Source organism: Paenibacillus xylanilyticus (assembly GCF_047246825.1).
GTDB classification, from domain to species: Bacteria; Bacillota; Bacilli; order Paenibacillales; family Paenibacillaceae; genus Paenibacillus; species Paenibacillus xylanilyticus_B.
Genome location: NZ_JBFOLB010000002.1, coordinates 270,784 through 291,031, shown reverse-complemented (window position 1 = coordinate 291,031; position 20,248 = coordinate 270,784). Strand labels below are relative to the sequence as shown.

At 47.7% G+C, this 20,248-nt stretch carries 15 protein-coding genes; 14 read left to right on the top strand and 1 reads right to left on the bottom strand.

Going from position 1 to position 20,248, the window contains the following annotated elements:
• The first annotated feature begins 29 nt into the window (after positions 1 to 29).
• The 5 genes from AB3N00_RS16090 to AB3N00_RS16070 all read left to right on the top strand — a co-directional run bounded on the left by AB3N00_RS16090 (position 30) and on the right by AB3N00_RS16070 (position 4,229).
• Complete coding sequence (locus tag AB3N00_RS16090) at positions 30 to 998, top strand: sugar phosphate isomerase/epimerase (RefSeq protein WP_336780673.1); 969 nt, start codon at positions 30 to 32, stop codon at positions 996 to 998.
• A gap of 24 nt (positions 999 to 1,022) precedes the next feature.
• Entirely contained in the window at positions 1,023 to 1,751 is a 729-nt protein-coding gene (locus AB3N00_RS16085; RefSeq protein ID WP_413035503.1) for a ThuA domain-containing protein, read from the top strand.
• Positions 1,752 to 2,072: 321 nt separating this feature from the next.
• Complete coding sequence (locus tag AB3N00_RS16080; protein ID WP_148565210.1) at positions 2,073 to 2,369, top strand: winged helix-turn-helix transcriptional regulator; 297 nt, start codon at positions 2,073 to 2,075, stop codon at positions 2,367 to 2,369.
• 233 nt (positions 2,370 to 2,602) lie between these two features.
• Positions 2,603 to 3,331 carry a hypothetical protein gene (locus AB3N00_RS16075; protein WP_413035502.1) on the top strand — a complete coding sequence of 243 codons (729 nt, stop codon included), beginning with the start codon at positions 2,603 to 2,605 and terminating at the stop codon, positions 3,329 to 3,331.
• Between the two features lie 187 nt (positions 3,332 to 3,518).
• Positions 3,519 to 4,229, top strand: a complete 711-nt coding sequence (locus AB3N00_RS16070) for a hypothetical protein (RefSeq protein ID WP_413035501.1) — start codon at positions 3,519 to 3,521, stop codon at positions 4,227 to 4,229.
• Positions 4,230 to 4,321: 92 nt separating this feature from the next.
• On the opposite strand, the gene AB3N00_RS16065 is transcribed toward AB3N00_RS16070, so the two are convergent.
• Complete coding sequence (locus AB3N00_RS16065; protein ID WP_175395628.1) at positions 4,322 to 5,038, bottom strand: Crp/Fnr family transcriptional regulator; 717 nt, start codon at positions 5,036 to 5,038, stop codon at positions 4,322 to 4,324.
• Positions 5,039 to 5,470: 432 nt separating this feature from the next.
• Between AB3N00_RS16065 and adhE the strand changes: the two genes are divergently transcribed.
• The 9 genes from adhE (at position 5,471) to nagZ (ending at position 20,241) form a co-directional block, all read left to right on the top strand.
• Positions 5,471 to 8,083, top strand: coding sequence for a bifunctional acetaldehyde-CoA/alcohol dehydrogenase (gene adhE / locus AB3N00_RS16060; protein WP_413035500.1), 2,613 nt, complete (start codon positions 5,471 to 5,473; stop codon positions 8,081 to 8,083).
• A gap of 543 nt (positions 8,084 to 8,626) precedes the next feature.
• Complete coding sequence (gene pflB, locus AB3N00_RS16055; RefSeq protein WP_413035499.1) at positions 8,627 to 10,885, top strand: formate C-acetyltransferase; 2,259 nt, start codon at positions 8,627 to 8,629, stop codon at positions 10,883 to 10,885.
• 124 nt (positions 10,886 to 11,009) lie between these two features.
• Positions 11,010 to 11,759 (top strand): pyruvate formate-lyase-activating protein, encoded by a 750-nt coding sequence (gene pflA / locus AB3N00_RS16050; RefSeq protein ID WP_413035498.1) that lies wholly within the window; start codon positions 11,010 to 11,012, stop codon positions 11,757 to 11,759.
• A gap of 250 nt (positions 11,760 to 12,009) precedes the next feature.
• Complete coding sequence (locus AB3N00_RS16045) at positions 12,010 to 13,374, top strand: ABC transporter substrate-binding protein (RefSeq protein ID WP_413035497.1); 1,365 nt, start codon at positions 12,010 to 12,012, stop codon at positions 13,372 to 13,374.
• Positions 13,375 to 13,426: 52 nt separating this feature from the next.
• Positions 13,427 to 14,311 carry a carbohydrate ABC transporter permease gene (locus AB3N00_RS16040; protein WP_413035496.1) on the top strand — a complete coding sequence of 295 codons (885 nt, stop codon included), beginning with the start codon at positions 13,427 to 13,429 and terminating at the stop codon, positions 14,309 to 14,311.
• Positions 14,311 to 15,141: a carbohydrate ABC transporter permease gene (locus tag AB3N00_RS16035; RefSeq protein WP_175395622.1), complete on the top strand. Its 831-nt coding sequence runs from the start codon at positions 14,311 to 14,313 to the stop codon at positions 15,139 to 15,141. The genes AB3N00_RS16040 and AB3N00_RS16035 overlap by 1 nt, the downstream gene beginning before the upstream one ends.
• 30 nt (positions 15,142 to 15,171) lie before the next feature.
• Positions 15,172 to 17,034 (top strand): cache domain-containing sensor histidine kinase, encoded by a 1,863-nt coding sequence (locus tag AB3N00_RS16030; RefSeq protein WP_413035495.1) that lies wholly within the window; start codon positions 15,172 to 15,174, stop codon positions 17,032 to 17,034.
• Positions 17,009 to 18,634: a response regulator transcription factor gene (locus AB3N00_RS16025; protein WP_413035494.1), complete on the top strand. Its 1,626-nt coding sequence runs from the start codon at positions 17,009 to 17,011 to the stop codon at positions 18,632 to 18,634. The genes AB3N00_RS16030 and AB3N00_RS16025 overlap by 26 nt, the downstream gene beginning before the upstream one ends.
• 20 nt (positions 18,635 to 18,654) lie before the next feature.
• On the top strand, positions 18,655 to 20,241 hold the full coding sequence (nagZ, locus tag AB3N00_RS16020) for a beta-N-acetylhexosaminidase (protein ID WP_413035493.1): 1,587 nt from the start codon (positions 18,655 to 18,657) through the stop codon (positions 20,239 to 20,241).
• Positions 20,242 to 20,248: the final 7 nt, after the last annotated feature.

Here is a 20,248-nt window from a genome sequence, read left to right as displayed (position 1 = left end):
ACGATATTTAATCCAGGGAGGAATCGCACTTGAAACTCGGCGTATTTTTGGTATTATTCGGAGGACGTAAATTGGAGGATGCACTTGATTACGTAGCATCCAAGGGCCTGAAAGCAGTGGAGATCGGAACTGGAGGCCATCCGGGCAATGCACATTGTAATCCGGAGGAGCTTCTGAACAATGAAGCAGCATTGAAAAACTTCAAAAACGCGGTGGAATCACGTGGTCTGACCATCAGCGCACTGAGCTGTCATGGTAACCCGCTGCATCCACAAAAAGATATCGCGAAAGGTTTCCACGATGATTTCGTCAAAACCGTTCAATTGGCTCAAAAACTGGAAGTTCCAGTAGTCAATACATTCTCCGGTTGTCCGGGAGACCATGAAGATGCGAAATATCCGAACTGGCCTGTTGCCCCATGGCCGAATGACTTCCAGGAAGTTCTGAAATGGCAATGGGAAAACAAAGTGATACCTTACTGGACAGAGTGGGGCAAGTTCGCAGCTGATCACAATGTAAAGGTTGGATTGGAACTGCATGGCGGATTCTCGGTGCATACACCAGCTACATTGTTGAGACTGCGTGAAGCTGCTGGTGAAGTCATCGGTGCCAACCTGGATCCAAGTCACATGTGGTGGCAAGGAATTGATCCTGTGCAGGCGATCCACATTCTCGGACGCGAAGGTGCAATCCATCACTTCCATGCGAAAGATACAACCATTGATCCAGTGAACGTGAACAAACATGGTTTGACAGATATGCAGGATTACACGAATATGCTGGACCGCGCTTGGCAATTCCGCTCGGTTGGCTATGGTCACGATAACAAGACTTGGGCAGACATTATCAGTGCCTTGCGTCTGGTAGGTTACGATTATGTAGTAAGTATTGAACACGAAGACGGTCTGATGTCGGTTGAAGAAGGATTCTCTAAAGCCGTGCAAAATCTCCAGCAAGTATTGATCGAGGAACCGCTGGGAGACATGTGGTGGGTTTAGAGCTACACTAGGGGGAAACTGAATATGATTAACGTCACCATTTGGAATGAGTTTGTCCATGAGAAAATTCACGATGAAGTAAGGGAAGTCTATCCGGATGGTCTGCACCGGGCGCTGGCAGACGGACTTGGCGGCGAAGGATTCGCGATTCGGACAGCTACACTGGATCAGCCTGAACACGGATTAAGTGATGAAGTGCTGAATTCCACAGACGTGCTTATATGGTGGGGACATATGGCACATGATCGCGTAAGCGACGAGATCTCACAGAAGGTTGCACAGCGTGTATTGAACGGCATGGGACTGATTGTCCTGCATTCCGGGCATTTCTCCAAACCGTTCAAGACATTAATGGGTACCAGCTGTGATCTGAAATGGCGTGTAGCTGACGAGCAGGAGATCGTATGGTGTGTCAATCCATCCCATCCGATTGCGGACGGGATTGAGGGCAAGATTGTACTCGAAAAAGAAGAAATGTACGGTGAATTCTTCGATATTCCGGTACCCGATGAGCTCGTGTTCGTAAGCAACTTCCAGGGTGGGGAAGTGTTCCGAAGCGGCTGTACGTTCCGTCGCGGCGAAGGCAAAATCTTTTATTTCCGTCCAGGCCATGAAACCTATCCGACGTATTACAAGCCGGAAATTTTGAGAGTCATCAGCAATGCGGTAAAATGGGCATACCCTGCCCGCAGCTTCAAGCCGGAATTCGGCAGAAGTGAACCTGTAAGACCATTTGGTGGCGTGCTGGTCTAGGCCGCAAAATTGGTATCGTGATCGGACAAATGAAATGGAATACCAGAGAACCCTTCTCCGAGTCAAGTATGACTGTGGCAGCTGGGTTCTTTTTGGGTAAGATAGCAATAGGGGAGTTATACGATATTTGCCATGGTTCATCGATTCGTCCTGAGGTATACTGTTTTGTATGTCGAAGTAGAATATTGCCTATAAAATTTTAACTTTTTGACGGCAGACGTTTTCTTTGAGACGTAAATGTGTTATTATGAAATATACTAACAAAATGTAAGTTGAGTGATCTCTAAAGAGGTGATTAATGTGGAAGGCCAAGATTTGCGGATGTGTCCGCGTTTTGAGACGGCGTTCTCGTTTTTGGGCAAACGCTGGAACGGTCTGATTATTCAAACGTTGATGAGTGGGTCAAAACGATTCAAGGATATTTCCAACCTGATTCCGTCGATGAGTGACAAGATGTTATCTGAACGGATGAAGGATCTGGAGAGTGAAGGTATTCTGATTCGTCATGTTTATCCCGAGACGCCTGTTCGTATTGAATATGAGCTAACAGAAAAAGGGAAAGCACTTCAGCCTGTAATGAACCAAATTCAGGACTGGGCAGAGCAATGGGTAGATTAAACAACAGATATCCAGGTTCGGCTGAACAACCTGATTACAAAGAGCTCTTGATTTCCATGGAAATCAGGAGTTTTTTGTCTTATAAGATCAGAACGTACTTATGCTTGGCTAGTCCGGTATTCTGGTTTGTCAGAAACCAGCTTTTTCCTGCAGGTCCTGCACATATTGACATGAGTTGTAGTATAATTTAAGAAAAATGGCCGCAGGCGGCCGGAGCGAGGAGGCCACTTGTCATGAGAGAAGAAAGCTTATCCCGTGAAGTACGCTACGGCAAACAAGATATTGCGGAACTTGAGAACGCATCCATTCAGGTACATCTGATTTACAAAAAAGCTGCGGAACTATTCAAGTACTATGTTAGTCCCCGACTGGAGAATCGTGATCTTGAGGAAGGGAATCGGTCAGGAACGAGCAATGGTCAGGAACTGGCTCCGGTCGTCCTGCAGAAATGGATCCAGACTTCTTCAGGCTGGAAGTGCATTGGTTGTGAGTTGAAGTATCCGGAGTCTATGCTGGCTAAGCACGAAAATGAATTTTCCCGTGGTCATTATGCTATGGCCTCAGGTGAACGAAGAAATGTGAAACCGGAGATGCTAATTCAGGCCATTGTATGGTCCCAATATGAAAAAATCAGGCTGCTGGCGCCTTGGCTTGGCGATGAAGCTTTCTATACCACACAGGAACTGGACGTCATTGCCCGGTATATTGTACCCACCTATTTCTCTGAACGCCCGCTGCATGAACAGGGAAAACTCTTCAAGGTTCATCATCCGTACGGCCAGATTCCGCTGTATCAGGAATATGTGGCAGCTCCTTCATTCTGCGTACAGATGGATGGAGAACTGTTGGAAGGGCGCTTGCTGACAGGAGTTTATGTATCCGAGGAACAGTTCTATGGACTTAATCCATACCTGAAGAATGGAGACGGAGGCCGGACCTATATGCAGGCTTGCGTTCAATAATAGCGAATGTATTAACGAGTTTTAGGAACCCGAGCGAAGGAGCCCGTAAATGCGGGCTCTTTGTGCTATTAGGAAGAAATCTGGAAGAATAGTAACGGCATTGACACTTTTTTTGCATGAATGTTGTGCCATAATAGAAGTTATGGACAACAGGGTGAAGATTTTTACGCAGGGTGGTGTTACCGACATGAAGAAGAAGATCCCCGGTTACATCGGTTTATGTTTGCTTATATTAGCTATTCTGGCCGGATGTACGGAGACACAACCTTCTGAACAGCCAATGGTCAAGGAGGCCGATACCTCCAATACCATTACCGTGGCTGTCGATGGAAGTACTTTTTTGCCTGATGCAACGAAGTCCATCAAGAGGGATTTTAGTGAAGGATTGACGCTCAAGAAGGCCCTACTGAACAGCGGACTGGTCGATTTTACAGCCGACGGCAAACGGATTCAATCCGTAGGGGAAGTTTCACTCGATTCCTCGCTTATTTGGGCAGTCAAACTAAACGGCAAGGATATTGATCCGGAAAATTGGGACAAGGAGCTTCATGCCAAAGATGAAGTGATCATATACGTAAAAGCCGCCGACAGTACAGGAGAAGGTGTTGCCTATCAGACAACCCTGCTCAAGATCAGCGGCGGCAATATTATGCCAAATCTCAATCGTCAATATGCGGGCGTATATATCCAGGAATGCACGGTTCGTGATGTACTCAAGTCCAGCGGTATTGTAAGAATGTCGGAAAATAACAAATACGTCGTTTCAGTTGAAAATGTTGTTCCACGAATGAATCAGCGCTGGGTAATCATGGTGAACGACAAGGAACTGATGGAGAACGGTTTGGATATGAAGTTAAATCCTCGTGATGCGGTTAAGCTACAGTTAACGGCATCTTAAACATACTAAAAGCCCGATCTTCTTGGCAGAGGACGGGCTTTTTTCATACCATTGCTGTTCCCGGCAGGAGTCGGAACTGCCGGATTCATGGCTTAGATGCGGCAGATTTCATTGGGACACAGTTCACAATGGCAGATACCTTGAAGCATCTTGAGGTCTTTGATGACAATCATGCCGTTGTCATATTCAATGGCATCCTTTTTGCGCAGATCGCTTAACATGCGATTTACACTTTCCCGGGTCGCACCAATCATATTGGACAGGTCGGTGTGGGTGATTTTTTTGTGAATGATTACATGCTCGCCGTGGGGCTCGCCATAGGAATTCGACAAACGAATCAGGGTGGAGCATAGCGCACCTGGTTTGCCGTATAACATCAGGTCCCGGAATTTGGTCTGGGTTAAGCGGTGGTGAATGCCCATCCATTTCATAAAGTCAATGGCGAAATCGCAATGCTGGCAGATCAGCATCTCCAGATCTTTGTGCTCCAGAACACCAATTTCACTGTCTTCAAGCACTTCTGCCGAGAACGTATGCTTGGAGCCGAAGAATGGGTCGGCCTGACCAATCATATCACCGGACTGATACATGTACATGATGAGCTCCTTGCCTTCATCCGTTGATTTGGTGATCTGGGCACGGCCCCTTTTCATATAATAAAGTTTGTCGGACACATCTCCTTCCCAATACAGGTGGGTCCCTTCAGGATAAGTACGATCCTTCATGGTAACGAGCAGATGGTTGAAATTCACTTCCGAGAAACAGTTTGTATTGCCGCGTTTTTCCATTACACTCAGTTGTTCTCTCATAGTCTATCTCCCCTTTGTGTCCATCGGAGGGGGCTACATCATGTCATTCCCGCCCCGTGGTTCGCCGCAACCGTTGCCGTCCTGATCAGGGTCATCTCGGCCGGGGAGGACGGTACAAATTGCGGTGGTTCAATTTTTAAGTTCAGTATATACCTAATCTTACCGTTTGAGGGGCATGGGAAGGGGACAAAAATGACGAAATTCCAAACATTGTGATTAAATTCACTTTGGTTGGGGAAGGATGCATTTGACAGCCCTATATTTTAAATAGGAAGTGAAAATGAGCTGTGAAGAAACCACAAAAAACTTAAATTAAATTTGTTATACTTTGTGAAAATAATCACATAATTATGCTTTTCGACATGTTACGATGTGTACGTAAAGAAGAGAGACAAACCAAAACCAATACCAACCTTTAGGAGGATGAGGGAGATGGCTGTAAAGAACGAAGTCGCCCCAGCAAAAGAACCGACAGCAGGTCAGTATATTCAAACGTTGATTGACAAAGCGAATAAAGCACACGCAGCATTCATGTCCATGGATCAGAAACAGATTGACCGTATCGTGCAAGCCATGGCACTGGCAGGTCTGGACAAACACATGATGCTCGCCAAGATGGCAGTGGAAGAAACCGGCCGCGGTGTGTATGAAGATAAAATCACCAAAAATATATTTGCAACAGAATATGTGTACCACAGCATCAAATACGACAAAACCGTAGGCGTCATTGAAGATAACGAATACGAAAGCTTCCAGAAAATAGCGGAGCCTGTCGGCATCATCATGGGGATTACACCGGTAACCAACCCGACATCCACAACGATGTTTAAGGCATTGATTTCCATCAAAACGCGTAATCCGATTATCTTTGGCTTCCACCCGTCAGCACAGAATTGCAGCCGAGAAGCCGCCAAAATTCTGCTCGAAGCAGCCGTGAAGCATGGTGCTCCGGCCGACTGTATTCAATGGATTGATGATCCTTCCATGGATCGCACGAACGCGCTGATGAATCATAACGATGTAGCACTCATTTTGGCGACAGGTGGATCAGGCATGGTACGTGCAGCGTACAGCTGTGGAAAACCGGCACTCGGCGTGGGACCAGGGAACGTACCTTGCTTTATCGAAAAAAGTGCGGATATCAATCAGGCGGTCACGGATCTGATCTTGTCCAAATCTTTCGACAACGGCATGATCTGTGCTTCCGAGCAGGCAGTCATCATTGAAGAGCCGATCTTCGATCAGGTGAAAAAGAAAATGATTGCAAACGGCTGTTATTTCGTCAACAAGGATGAGGCTGCGAAACTGACAGCAGGGGCCATCAATGCCGAGAAATGTGCGGTTAACCCGGCCATCGTTGGTCAATCTGCGTCCACCATCGCTCAAATGTGCGGGATTGAAGTTCCGGCTGGCACCAAAATCCTTGTAGCGGAAATTGAAGGTGTTGGAACCAAGTTCCCGCTGTCTGCCGAGAAATTAAGTCCGGTACTCGCTTGTTACAAAGTAAAAACAGCTGCTGAAGGCATTGAGCGTGCAGCAGAAGTCGTTGCTTTTGGCGGCATGGGTCACTCCTCAGTTATCCACTCAAATAACGAAGAAGTCATAGGCAAATTCGCGGATCGTCTCCAAACAGGACGGATTATTGTGAACTCACCATCCACACACGGTGCCATTGGGGATATTTACAATACCAACATGCCGTCACTGACGCTGGGATGCGGTTCGTATGGACGTAACTCGACCTCTTCGAATGTAACTGCCGTGAACTTAATCAACGTGAAAAGGGTGGCTCGCCGTACCGTGAATATGCAATGGTTCAAAGTGCCAAACAAAGTGTACTTCGAAAAAGGAGCAACGCAGTATCTGGCCAAAATGCCTGATATTACTCGCGTAGCGATTGTGACGGATGCGATGATGGTCAAACTGGGCTATGTGGAAAAAGTAGAGCATTATCTGCGTCAACGTCAAATGCCGGTTGCGATCGAAGTGTTCTCGGATGTTGAGCCCGATCCATCGACAACGACGGTGGACCGTGGTACGGAAATGATGCATCGCTTCCAGCCGGACTGCATTATCGCCCTTGGTGGTGGATCGCCAATGGATGCCGCCAAAGCCATGTGGTTGTTCTACGAATATCCGGATACAGACTTTAACGATCTGAAGCAAAAATTCATGGATATCCGCAAACGGATCTACAAATATCCACGCCTTGGATCCAAAGCCAAATTCGTCGCCATTCCGACAACGTCGGGTACAGGTTCGGAAGTCACATCGTTTGCCGTAATCACAGACAAAAATCTGGGTAATACCAAATACCCGCTCGCAGACTACGAGCTTACTCCAGACGTAGCGATTGTAGATCCTGAATTTGTTTATTCACTGCCTAGAACAGCTGTAGCCGATACAGGTATGGACGTACTGACTCATGCCATCGAAGCCTACGTGTCTGTCATGGCGAATGATTATACAGATGGCCTGGCGATCAAAGCCATTCAGCTGGTATTCCAATACTTGGAGCAATCCGCGCTGCAAGGTGACAAACTGGCACGTGAGAAAATGCATAACGCATCAACGATTGCCGGTATGGCTTTTGCGAATGCATTCCTGGGGATCAACCACAGCTTGGCGCACAAATGGGGCGGTCAGTATCACACAGCACATGGACGTACCAATGCAATCCTGATGCCGCACGTCATTCGTTACAACGCGAAAAAACCGACCAAGTTTGCTTCGTTCCCGAAATATTCGCACTTTGTAGCAGATGAGCGGTATGCCGAAATCGCCCGCATTCTGGGATTGCCTGCACGTACCACGGAAGAAGGGGTGAACAGCCTCATCAATGCGATTCGCAAACTGAACAAAACACTGGGCATAGAGGAATCGTTCCAGGAAATCGGATTCGATGCAAAAGACTTTGAAGCTCACGTGGATTATCTGGCCGATCGTGCATTCGAAGACCAATGTACAACAGCTAATCCGAAACTGCCGCTGGTGACTGAACTGGCTGACGTTTACCGGAATGCGTTCTACGGACGTTTTGAATAAACAATAGTCCAAAATAGAAAACAATTAGTTTGAGGTTAAGGCAATAGGTTCAGGGTTCCCCGAAAGGGGAGCCCCAATTGCCGTCTTTGGTCGATGACGGAATCCTTTGGGGATCCGTTGAATTTAACAATTTACACGACAACGGAGGGGCGGAAATAACCTGTAAAAGCGAAGCGTTCGCGTTTATCCCCGGATTTTTCCCTTTGAAAAGGGAACGAAAAAATCTGGAGATAACAGCGATTGGAAGGTTGTTCTGCCACGCAGTGATCCGGTGTAAACTTTTACCTTCACCATGATCCAGCAACGGTGGAGTGAGGTAGTTCACTGACTTTGTGATAAAAATCACAGATGATGAAACACGGAAGACGTATACTGAAAATGTAAGAAAAACATCCATCCCGCGGTTCCGGTTCCCAAGTAGAGAGAACGTGTTCCGGCTAATATGTGAAAATGTTCACATTTAATCGCGGCTCTGGGCACAGATGTGACGATTGATGAACCCTGTCATGTGTCCGGAAATCCAAATTTTGTGGAGGGATTACTATGTCGGTGATCGAAAAAGATGTCAAACAACAAACAGGCTGGAGAAACTTTACGAAAGGCACATGGACCAAATCCGTGGATGTGAATGATTTTCTGGCACATAATTTATCTCCTTATTACGGGGATGAAGCATTTCTTGCAGGGGCAACGCAGAATACAAAAGACCTGTGGGATATCGTATCTGATCTGACCAAAAAAGAACGGGACAACGGCGGCGTACTGGATGTAGACGTAAACACCCCGGGTACGATCGTATCTCACCAACCAGGGTATCTGGATCAAACTAAAGAACAGATCGTCGGTGTGCAAACCGATGCTCCATTCAAACGCTCCATTCAGCCAACAGGCGGAATTCGCATGATGATTGATGCATGTCAAGCATACGGCTTCGAAATGCCTCAAGAAGTCATTGATATATTTACCAATATTCGCAAAACACATAATCAGGGTGTATTTGATGCTTATACATCCGAAATGCGTGCAGCACGTAAAGCGGGCATCATTACCGGTCTGCCGGATGCTTACGGCCGTGGCCGGATCATCGGTGATTATCGCCGGGTTGCACTCTATGGTGTGGATTTTCTGATTCGCGCCAAAAAAGGCGAACTGAACGCACTCGAAGTGGATGTGATTGATGAAGACGTAATCCGTCTGCGTGAAGAGTTATCCGAACAGATTCGGGCTCTGCAGGAATTGAAGCAGCTGGGCGAAATGCACGGTTTTGATATATCCCTGCCGGCTACAACAGCGAAAGAAGCATTCCAGTGGTTGTACTTTGGATATCTCGCTGCAATCAAAGAACAAAACGGCGCTGCAATGTCCCTTGGACGTGTATCTTCGTTCCTGGATATCTACATTGAACGTGATTTACAGGAAGGTAATCTGACAGAGGAACAGGCACAGGAACTGGTTGACCACTTTGTCATGAAACTGCGGATCGTCAAATTCCTGCGTACACCGGACTATAACGAGCTCTTCAGTGGCGACCCAACGTGGGTAACCGAGTCCATTGGCGGGATGTCCGTGAACGGAGAAACGCGTGTAACGAAAAACAGCTTCCGTTTCCTGCACACGCTGCACAATCTGGGGCCAGCACCGGAACCAAACTTGACCGTACTCTGGTCCACCAAACTTCCGGAGGCATTCAAAGAGTATTGCAGCAAAGTTTCGATTGAAACCAGCTCCATCCAGTATGAAAACGATGATCTGATGCGTCCGATCTACGGCGACGATTACGGTATTGCCTGCTGTGTATCGGCCATGAAGATTGGTAAACAAATGCAGTTCTTCGGCGCCCGTGCGAATCTGGCGAAAGCTCTGCTGTATGCGATCAACGGTGGTCGTGACGAGAAATCCGGAGCACAGGTCGGACCGGAGTATCCGCCAATTACAGGGGAAGTGCTGGATTACAATGAGGTCATGAAACGGTTCAAACCGATGATGGAATGGCTGGCTAAACTGTACATGAACACCCTTAACGTCATTCACTACATGCATGACAAATACAGTTACGAGCGCATTGAAATGGCTCTGCATGACCGTGATATCGTACGTACCATGGCCTGTGGTATTGCCGGCCTGTCCGTTGCAGCCGACTCCCTGAGTGCAATTAAATATGCCAAAGTTAAACCGATTCGCAACGAGCAAGGAATCGCCGTTGATTTTGAAATCGAAGGAGAATTCCCTTGTTACGGTAACAATGAAGACAGTGTCGACAGCATCGCGGTTGAACTGGTGGAAAGCTTCATGGGCATGATTCGCAAACATAAAGCGTACCGCAATGCCATTCCAACGCAATCCGTTTTGACCATTACTTCCAATGTGGTATATGGCAAAAAAACCGGTACTACACCGGATGGACGTAAAGCAGGCGAGCCGTTTGCTCCAGGAGCGAATCCTATGCACGGCCGTGACAAAAAAGGTGCACTGGCATCCTTGGGCTCTGTAGCCAAATTGCCTTACGAACATAGTCTTGACGGGATCTCCAACACGTTCTCGATTGTACCTAAAGCGCTCGGAAAAGAGTCCGATACCCGCAAATCCAATCTGGTTGCCATGATGGACGGTTATTTCGGTCAAGGTGCTCACCATCTGAACGTGAACGTGTTTGATCGTCAGCAGCTGATTGATGCCATGGAGCATCCGGAAAACTATCCGCAATTGACAGTACGTGTATCGGGCTATGCCGTCAACTTCATCAAATTGACGCGTGAACAACAGCTCGACGTCATCAACCGTACTTTCCACGGTTCGATGTAATAGGAAAGGATGGAGTTGTGGCCATATCGAAGTCGCTTTCATAGGGCTTCGTGAGGCCAGGGCTTTGGATAGAAGTGACAACATAAACGCACAGCGGATGCGGATACAGAAAGGAAGAGGCAGCATGGTAAACGGACATATTCATTCACTCGAAACTTTCGGGACGGTTGACGGCCCAGGCATCCGCTTCGTGCTTTTTATGCAGGGATGTCACCTGAAGTGCCAATATTGCCACAACCCGGATACATGGGCGCTTGATGGAGGCCGGGATATGAGCGTGGAAGAAGTTCTCGCGGAAATTGAACCATACTTGACCTACTATCGCAGCTCAGGAGGTGGACTTACCGTATCTGGAGGGGAACCGACGTTGCAGGCTCACTTTGTGGCCCAGGTTTTCAAAGAAGTAAAGCGGCGGTGGGGGCTGCATACGACCTTGGACAGCAACGGTTACAATGAACCGGATCGTATTGTTGACCTTTTGGATCATACCGATCTTGTGATGCTGGACCTGAAGCATATTGATGATGCAAAACATATCAAGCTTACCGGGAAATCAAATGAAAGAACGCTCCGTATGGCTCGCTGGTTATCGGATCATGGTCGGAAAATGTGGATCCGTCACGTCTACGTGCCCGGCATTCATAACGACGAGCAAGATCTTCTTAATCTGGGGCGTTACATCGGCACGTTAAACGGAGTCGAAAAGTTCGAAATTCTGCCTTATCACCAAATGGGGATCTACAAATGGCAGGCTCTAGGCAAGGTATATCCACTTGACGGAGTACCTTCTCCGACCGAAGAAGAAGTGGAACGGGCGTATCGCCTGATTGAACAGGGTCGGAAGGAAACAGCTGGTACAGTTTGTTCCAAATAGATGATCCAGTTCAATGGGGCCACTTAATCAACAGACTTATATATATTGATCCATCAGCCAAGCAGTCTTTGCGACCCGTGTCGCAGAGGCTGTTTTTATTGCATTTTACATGAAGATAACGATGAAGGCCTGTTCAGTGAAGGATTTTATCCCCTCATTGATGAATTGTCATCCTTACGATGGGAGCTTCGGCTTTTTATAATCAGAGTGTAAAACCAAATGCGCAATATGCTGAGGAGGGTCAACGACAATGAAAAAAAGAATGATAATGCTGCTCTCACTACTGCTTGTAACGTCCTGGACGCTGGCTGCATGTTCGGGCTCAGGGAACGAAAGTCCACAAGGGGCTGCAGGCTCAGACACAGAGACCAGTAAGGAACCGGTCGAAATGCTGCTGCGCCACACCCAGGTAGGTGCGGATAAACAGAAAAGGCTGGCCATTCTGCAGGACGTCGTCGACAAGGTGGAGGGTGAAGTACCCAATCTGACCTTTACTCTGGACGGAGTGGAATCCGATGTGAACCGCAAAGAGAAGCTTCGCGGAGAGATGGCTGCCGGCAATCCGCCGGATATATTCGAACTCTTCGGCAGTCCGGATTCCAAGGTATATGCCAAGGAAGGCATGCTGCTGGATCTGACACCGATTCTGCAAGAATTGGGTATCCAGGATCAGTTTACATCACTTGAACCGTTCACGTATGAAGGCAAAGTATATGGATTGCCGATTGGTGGCTCGGGCGAAGGTTTTTTCTACAACAAAGAATATTTCGCACAAAAGGGCTGGCAAGCGCCAACGACCATGGCTGAACTTGATAACATGCTGGCCGAGATCAAAGCGGATGGCAAAGTACCACTTGCATCGGCTTCCAAGGCAGGCTGGGTTCCGCTGATGCTAACGAACCATCTGTGGTCCCGCTATGCCGGACCGGAGATTACGGCGAAGTTTGCAACAGGTGAAGCCAAGTGGACCGATCCTGGTGTAGTTCAAGGCTTTGCGAAGCATAAGGAATGGGTCGATAAGGGCTATTTCAAAAAAGGCGAGCTTGGATTCGAATACGCAGAGTATACAACTCAATTTACGAGTGGTGAAGCTATCCTGATGTATGACGGCACATGGAAATCATCTGTATTCAAAGAAGGTCAGAGCGGGGAATCGCTCATCGGCAAGGTTGGATTTTTCAATATGCCGCCGGTAGAGAACGGAGTAGGGGACCAAACTTCCCTCATGCGTGACGTTAACAATGGGTACGGCTTCTCGGCATCGGTAGCGGACGATCCACAGAAGCTGGAGGCGGTAAAAGCTTTCATCAAAAATTTCTACAATGAAGACATGCAGGTGCGTGGACTTGTGGAGGATGGTGTACTTCCTGCCATGAAGCTGGATGAGAAGGTATTAACCGATAGCATCACCGATGAACTGATGAAAGAAATCGTTGCTGTCCTGAATGCATCCAAAACGTCATTCCCGGCATTTGATGCCCTTGTGCAGGCAGATGTAACTACCGAAATCAGCAATCTGCAGATCCAAAAACTGATTGGTGGACAGACCACGCCGGAGAAGATGGCGGAGGAGCTGCAAAAAATCCAGGAGGAAGCCAATGCTTCCGTGGAATGATTGAATGCATGAAGGCCATAGCTGCAACTGAAGTCACTGAAGGAGGCTGAACATGAATACTTCACTCCGCAGCCCGCTCATTTATGCTCTGTTTGTATTGCCTGCACTGATCCTGTTTGTCATGTTTTTTCTGTATCCGATCGGCAGCTCCCTATACTATAGTCTGACCAGCTGGAATGGCGTTTCGACAGACCCACGATTTGTGGGTTTGTCGAACTACGCCAAGGCTCTGACCGATGAACGGTTTTGGATTTCCACACGGAATAACGGGTTTTTTATCGGATTTTCCGTATTCATTCAGGTTCCGCTGATTGTGTTGTTCTCGCTCTTTATTGCCAACGTTAAGCGATTAAAGGGGTTATACAAAACGGCTGTTTTTTTACCTTCCATCATGTCAACGGCTGTAATCGGAATTTTGTGGGGATTTATTTATGAACCCAACATCGGACTGTTAAATCAGCTGCTTGATATGTTTGGCATCCAACCGGTGTACTGGCTCTCGGATAATCGCTTTGCGATGCTGTCCATCCTTGTAACAAACGCCTGGCAGTGGACAGGTTTTTACATTGTCATGGTGCTGGCGGCCATTCTTGCCATTCCCCGTGACTTGGATGAAGCTGCGGCAATTGATGGGGCTACGGCAGTACAGCGCGCAACCCGAATCACATTGCCATTGATCAGGCCCATTATTTCGGTTGTCATTATGCTGTCCATTGCCGGAGCGATGAAGGCAGCGGATATTGTACTTGTTATGACCAAAGGCGGTCCCGCCGGGTCCACTGAGGTTCTCGCCACGTATATGATCAAATACGCGATCACCAATTTTAAATACGGTTATGGCAATACAGTTGCGGTCCTGATCTTTGCTCTGACACTTGTGCTGACGGCCGTATATCAGCTGTTGGTAGCAAGGCGCAACGAAAGGGTGGAGTATTGATGGCGAAGAGCATAAGAGGCACCATTCCCCATGTGATGTTGATGCTGTATTTGATCGCAATTTTGTTTCCATTTCTGTTTGTCATATTCTCTTCATTTAAACAGGATAACAATGAGATCGCTCTCCATCCATTCGGTTTGCCAACGACTTGGGTATTCAGCAATTACGTGGAAGCCTGGGTCAACGCCAAAATCGGTACGTATTTCTGGAACAGCCTGTACATCTCAGTCCTGTCTTCGGCAGGTACCATTATACTGGGCGCCATGTTTGCCTTTGCCGTAACCCGGATGAGACACCGCAAATGGAGCCTGTTTCTGTACAGTCTCATTCTGGCAGGTATGCTCATTCCGAATAATGCGCTGATGCTGCCCATTTATTTGCTCGTTCGCAAGCTGGGCATATTGGACACACATCTGGCTTTGATTGTTCCTTATGTAGCAAATGCGATTCCATTCACGATCATTATTCTGGCTGCTTTTATGAGATCACTCCCCGGAGAAATTGAGGAAGCAGCGGTCATGGATGGCTTGAGGGCCCCAGGGATCTTTGCTAAAATAGTGATACCTCTTACGGTTCCAGCCATCGTTACGGTATTTATCGTGAATTTCCTCGGCAACTGGAACGAATTTTTGCTCGCCAACTATTTCCTATCTACAGATAAGCTGCGTACCCTGCCTGTGGGCATGGTCCAGTTTCGAGATCAGTACCAGATGAACTATGCCCAGATGTCCGCAGGAATTGTATACAGCGTTGTACCTGTTGTTGTCATATACGCCATACTGCAGGAGAAAATTATTGAAGGTGTGACCGCAGGCGGTGTCAAGGGTTGATGAACGAGGCGGTTGATGGGGAGAACGGATATGAACTTGCGCATGAAGCTGGCTATGGCATTTCTTCTGCTGATTATTGTACCGATGTGTGCACTTGGCATTGGCATGTTTCTGGTCACGTCACATACGATTGAGAAAAAATACAACCAGCAGGCCGAATACGCCCTCCAGGCCATTAGCTACAATATCGAGAATGTTTTTCAGCAGATTAACAGTGTCACCGATAACGGAATTGCCACTTCAGTATTCCAAATGGCACTTAACGCCAAAGACCCGACCAAGCAGGACCTTGGAACCGGCAATCAATTGTCGCTTAATGCCAGCCAGCGCAATTTCCGTTCTCTTCTATATAATTATCCGTTTATTAGCTATGCCTTTTTGTATGATTTGCGTTCGTCAGAGAACAATCAGATCGTCTCTATATTCACCAAAGAAAATTTTGAAGCCCTTCCTTTTCAGCAATTCAAGGTACATCCCTTATTTCAGGAAATTCAGCAGCTCAACGGTATGCCCAAATGGCTTGCTCCACATGAATATCCCGAACTTACGGGTGTTGATCCTGTTTTTACTCAGATCAGGCTGGTCAAGGAACTCAGTTACTTTCAAAATATCGGGATTCTTGTGGTTCAGATCAAAAAAGGAGAGATTGACCGGATCTTCCGGCATCTGCAGATTAGCGACTCCGCACAGAGTACATCCTTTCTATTAACCAATGAAGAAGGTTTAGTTGTCTATGATCCTTCCGGGCGATACAGCGGAGAGAAGATGGAGAACCTGGGAGTAAACGCTAGGAGTTACGGGCCCGGCTTCAGCAGTATCCGAACCGTATTTGATGGCACGGAGAGTATCCTGTCCCAGTATCATCTGAAAAACTATGGCTGGAACTTGGTCAGCGTAACTTCTTGGGAAGCGCTGTCAGCAGAGACCAATGTATTTGCTGGCTGGTCGGTGATCATTATTCTGATCTGTCTTCTTGCCGCGATGGTCTTCAATCTGTTTTTCATGAACAGTATTACGGGCAATATTGCCGTACTGGTGCGCTTCATGCGGCGAGTGGAGGATGGAGACTTCAACGCAAGGGTAGAGGGAAAAGGTTTCGATGAGATGCAGCTTCTTGCCCATGGATTTAATGAACTGCTGGACCGGATTGGCAGCCTGTTTCGCCGTGTAAGGGCAGAGCAGCAGCAGAAGGCCAAGGCTGAGCTGCGTGTGCTGCAGGCTCAGATCAAACCACACTTCCTGTTCAACACACTGGAATCGATTAACGGCCTCGCCATGCGGGGAGAAGGTCGGAAAGTCAGTGAAATGGTAACCCGTCTGGGCAATATTCTTCGCATCAGCATTCAGGACCAGGAGGAAATTCCACTGGGTGAGGAAGTAAGGCATCTGCAGAGCTACCTAGAAATTCAACAATACAGATTCAGTGATCTGTTTACGTATGAAATTAATATTCCTATTCATCTATACTCATCCTCAGTACTTAAACTGACCTTGCAGCCTCTCATCGAAAATAGCATTCAGCATGGATTCGAAGGCATTGAGTACAAGGGTATAATTCGCATCAGTGCATTTGAGGACCACAATAATCTGGTATTGCGAGTGGAGGATAACGGACTTGGCATTCCCCAGGAAATAATGGGGAGATTTGAATACATGGCAGAGGACCCGCCGGATCATATGCAGGGACAAGAAGGAGAGCAGCAGCTATCTTCTATGACTGAGCGCCGAGGGCTGGGTTTACGAAGTGTGGCGGACAGGATACGAATTCGGTACGGGGCTGGCTATGGCATATTTATATGTTCAGCTTCAGGTCACGGGACAGTCATTCAATGCATAATTCCACGATATGAGCAGGAGGATGCCCTAGATGAATCTGACCGCAATGCTTGTTGATGATGAACTGCCGATTTTGGAAAATTTGAGTTTGATCTTACCGTGGGAGGATATGGGAATTGAAATTACCGGCACGGCCAGAAGCGGGGTGGAAGCCTTGGATAAGGTGGCTGAATGTCATCCGGACATTATGCTGTGTGATATTCGCATGCCAACCATGGATGGCTTGGAGCTCATTCGTATACTGCGGGAAAGAGGGGAGTCATGCGAAATTATTTTGCTCACCGGATATCAGCAGTTTGAATATGCCCGAACCGCCATCCGTTACAATGTTCATGAATACATATGTAAACCGATTGATTATTTGAGTTTGGAAAACAAGCTGCGCGAGTTAACCGAACAGATCCACAAGAAGCGTATGGCAAGTGAGTCTGAACGTCATCGCAATGTAGAGATGGAAAACTGGATTAGACAGAAACAGGTGACCGATCTGCTGGCTGGTGAGAAGAAGATGTCAATGGGTTATCCAGCGCAAGCTCCGGAACAGCTGGCGTCTTCTGTTCGTTATATTCTGATCCTGGTGGATGTGGAGGGTTACTTCCGTTATTCCATCGGCTGGTCGAGTGACCAGCATCAGCAATGGCATGATGAGATCCTTTCCAGCCTGAGAGTCTTAACGGAAGAAATGGAAGGAAGCATGATTATATCCGTCCGCAAGGGGGAATGGGGCGTTTTACTGGAGGCTTCAGGTGGATGGGAGTTCCAGTCAGATGAAATAGCTCAGCGTATCCTGTTAAAGCTTGATGCCATGTTTGCTGCGGACTCAGCAATGAAGGTAAGGATCGTTCAGGACGCTACGCCTGTATGTCTGGATCAGCAGATCGCCGAGCGATACCGACACTGTCAGCGCATGTTAATGAATCCATCCGATAACAGAGATGATATTAGGTCTGTGACAACGTCAGTTTCATCGCGATTACAGCCCAACGAAGCAACCAAAAAAGCAGCATGGATTACCAGAGAGGAACTGGAACTGTTCACGCGCTGGATCCGTCAGGGCAACAAGCAGGAATTAGTTCATCTGCTGCATTCGCTTAAACAACGATTGAGCCAATTGGAAGTTTCGTCTGACAGCATAGGCGAAAGTAATATTCGTTTTTTGCTGGTACACATGCTGCGTGAACTGCGCGAAGTTGATGCGATTGCTGAACAGGAAGAAAAACAGTTCTGGGATGCACTTCAGATGGCTGCTTCCATGAAAGAACTGGTCGAACTTACGGAAGCGATTGCCCATGCTTGGCATAGTAAGCAAGGTGCATCCAGACCTTCGGTCTCTGAATTGGTAAAGTCTGCATGTGAGTATATGGACACACGTTTGGAACAGGATCTTGGCATTGATGAGGTTGCGGATTGGCTGGGAATCAGTTCGAGTTATTTTTGCCAGCTGTTCAAAAGCCATGTAGGGGTTACGTTTGTTGAATATATGACTCATAAACGGATGGAAAGTGCTGCATTATTGTTGAGTACAACGGAGTGGAGCATTACAGCAATCGGGGAAGCCACCGGCTACAAAGAACGGCGTTATTTCTCCAAAGTGTTCCATAAACATTTCCACATGAAGCCATCGGAATACAGGCAAAGCAAACGAACTGGCACTTGATTTGAGGAGGGAATGCGTACATGAAATCGGTACAATTGACGCTGGAACAGAAGGTAGGCCAGCTGTTTATGTGCGGCTTCCATGGACAGGAAGCGGATGCACAGATCACCCGATTAATTCAGGACTACCATGTTGGAGGCGTCATTTATTTCAGACGTAATGTGCAGAGTGTGGAACAATTGACCCGTTTGTCTGCAGAACTGCAAAGGATGGCCGCGGAAACCTGTGAGTTGCCGCTTGTGATCTCGGTGGATCAGGAGGGCGGCATGGTTGCAAGAATTGATAAGGACGGGGTTACAAGGGTGCCTGGAAACATGGCTTTAGGGGCAACAGGCAACCCGGACTACACCTATCAATGTGCACGGATTCTAGGTGCTGAGCTGAAAAAGATTGGAATTGATATGAACCTTGCGCCAGTCGTTGATGTGAATAATAACGTTCTCAATCCGGTCATTGGAGTGCGATCCTATGGGGAAAATGCCGAGAGAGTGGCAGCTCACGGTGTGGCAGCCATTACGGGTTACCAGTCCCGTGGCATAGCAGCAACAGCGAAGCATTTTCCAGGGCATGGAGATACCGCTGTGGATTCTCATCTGGGAATGGTAACTGTTCCACATGAACGGGAAAGGCTGCAGCAGGTGGAACTGCTGCCTTTTCGCCAGGCCATTGAGGCAGGTGTGGATGCGATTATGACAGCACATGTCATTTTCCCGGCAATCGAACCTGAGCCCATTCCCGCCACGTTATCACGTAAAGTGTTACATGGATTATTACGCGAAGAAATGGGATTCGAAGGAATAATCATTACGGATTGTCTGGAAATGCATGCGATCTCCAAACCATATGGGGTAGCAAAGGCAGCTGTTCTTGCTGTGGAGGCAGGGGCAGATTTAATCCTGGTCAGTCATACCCTTGAGGAACAGATTGCTGCTATAGAGGCAGTAGTTGAAGCGGTTCGTCATGGGCGAATTGACGAGCAGGTCATAGACCAAGCGTTGGAGCGTGTCATGAACTGGAAGCAAAAACGCTGTGGTCATCGACCGAGTGAACGATCAGATATGCCACATTTGTCTCCATCGGCCCCGGGTGATGCATTGTTACATGAAATCGCATGCCAGAGCATTACCGTGGTGCACAATGACGGCTTGCTCCCATTAAAATCCGAACAAGGCGTATTGGTTGTATGGCCCGAAGTTGTGCAGCGAACAGAGGTGGATGAACCGTGGTCCCATTCGGATTCGCTCGGTAGGGTACTCAGTCAATCCAGAGCTCATGTCCGAGAGCATAAAATGACGACGCAACCGTCTTATGAAGAGGCAGACCTAATTCTGCAAAATGTGCTAGAGGGAGAGCAGGTCATCGTATGCACCTATACCTCAACAGGTTACCTTCCCAAGGGTCAGCGCCACCTGGTTGAGCGGCTGAGCGAGAAACATTCATTGATTGTCATTGCGCTGCGCAATCCCTATGATCTGCTGGAAATTCCCCGGCCAGGAGCCTATGTATGTACATACGAAAATACGCCTGCTGTGGTACGTTCATTATCCCTTGCCATTACGGGAGAGCTGGATCCGAGTGGAAGCCTGCCAGTCCGATTGAGTCAATAGTAATGAA

Excerpts from the sequence above, each read along its gene's own strand:
- adhE (WP_413035500.1), top strand. The coding sequence starts at position 5,471 with ATGGCTGTAAAGAACGAAGTCGCCCCAGCAAAAGAACCGACAGCAGGT.
- AB3N00_RS16080 (WP_148565210.1), top strand. The coding sequence starts at position 2,073 with ATGTGTCCGCGTTTTGAGACGGCGTTCTCGTTTTTGGGCAAACGCTGG.
- AB3N00_RS16075 (WP_413035502.1), top strand. The coding sequence starts at position 2,603 with ATGAGAGAAGAAAGCTTATCCCGTGAAGTACGCTACGGCAAACAAGAT.
- AB3N00_RS16045 (WP_413035497.1), top strand. The coding sequence starts at position 12,010 with ATGAAAAAAAGAATGATAATGCTGCTCTCACTACTGCTTGTAACGTCC.
- AB3N00_RS16070 (WP_413035501.1), top strand. The coding sequence starts at position 3,519 with ATGAAGAAGAAGATCCCCGGTTACATCGGTTTATGTTTGCTTATATTA.
- AB3N00_RS16040 (WP_413035496.1), top strand. The coding sequence starts at position 13,427 with ATGAATACTTCACTCCGCAGCCCGCTCATTTATGCTCTGTTTGTATTG.
- AB3N00_RS16065 (WP_175395628.1), bottom strand. The coding sequence starts at position 5,038 with ATGAGAGAACAACTGAGTGTAATGGAAAAACGCGGCAATACAAACTGT.
- AB3N00_RS16025 (WP_413035494.1), top strand. The coding sequence starts at position 17,009 with ATGAATCTGACCGCAATGCTTGTTGATGATGAACTGCCGATTTTGGAA.
- pflB (WP_413035499.1), top strand. The coding sequence starts at position 8,627 with ATGTCGGTGATCGAAAAAGATGTCAAACAACAAACAGGCTGGAGAAAC.
- nagZ (WP_413035493.1), top strand. The coding sequence starts at position 18,655 with ATGAAATCGGTACAATTGACGCTGGAACAGAAGGTAGGCCAGCTGTTT.
- AB3N00_RS16085 (WP_413035503.1), top strand. The coding sequence starts at position 1,023 with ATGATTAACGTCACCATTTGGAATGAGTTTGTCCATGAGAAAATTCAC.
- AB3N00_RS16030 (WP_413035495.1), top strand. The coding sequence starts at position 15,172 with ATGAACTTGCGCATGAAGCTGGCTATGGCATTTCTTCTGCTGATTATT.
- AB3N00_RS16035 (WP_175395622.1), top strand. The coding sequence starts at position 14,311 with ATGGCGAAGAGCATAAGAGGCACCATTCCCCATGTGATGTTGATGCTG.
- pflA (WP_413035498.1), top strand. The coding sequence starts at position 11,010 with ATGGTAAACGGACATATTCATTCACTCGAAACTTTCGGGACGGTTGAC.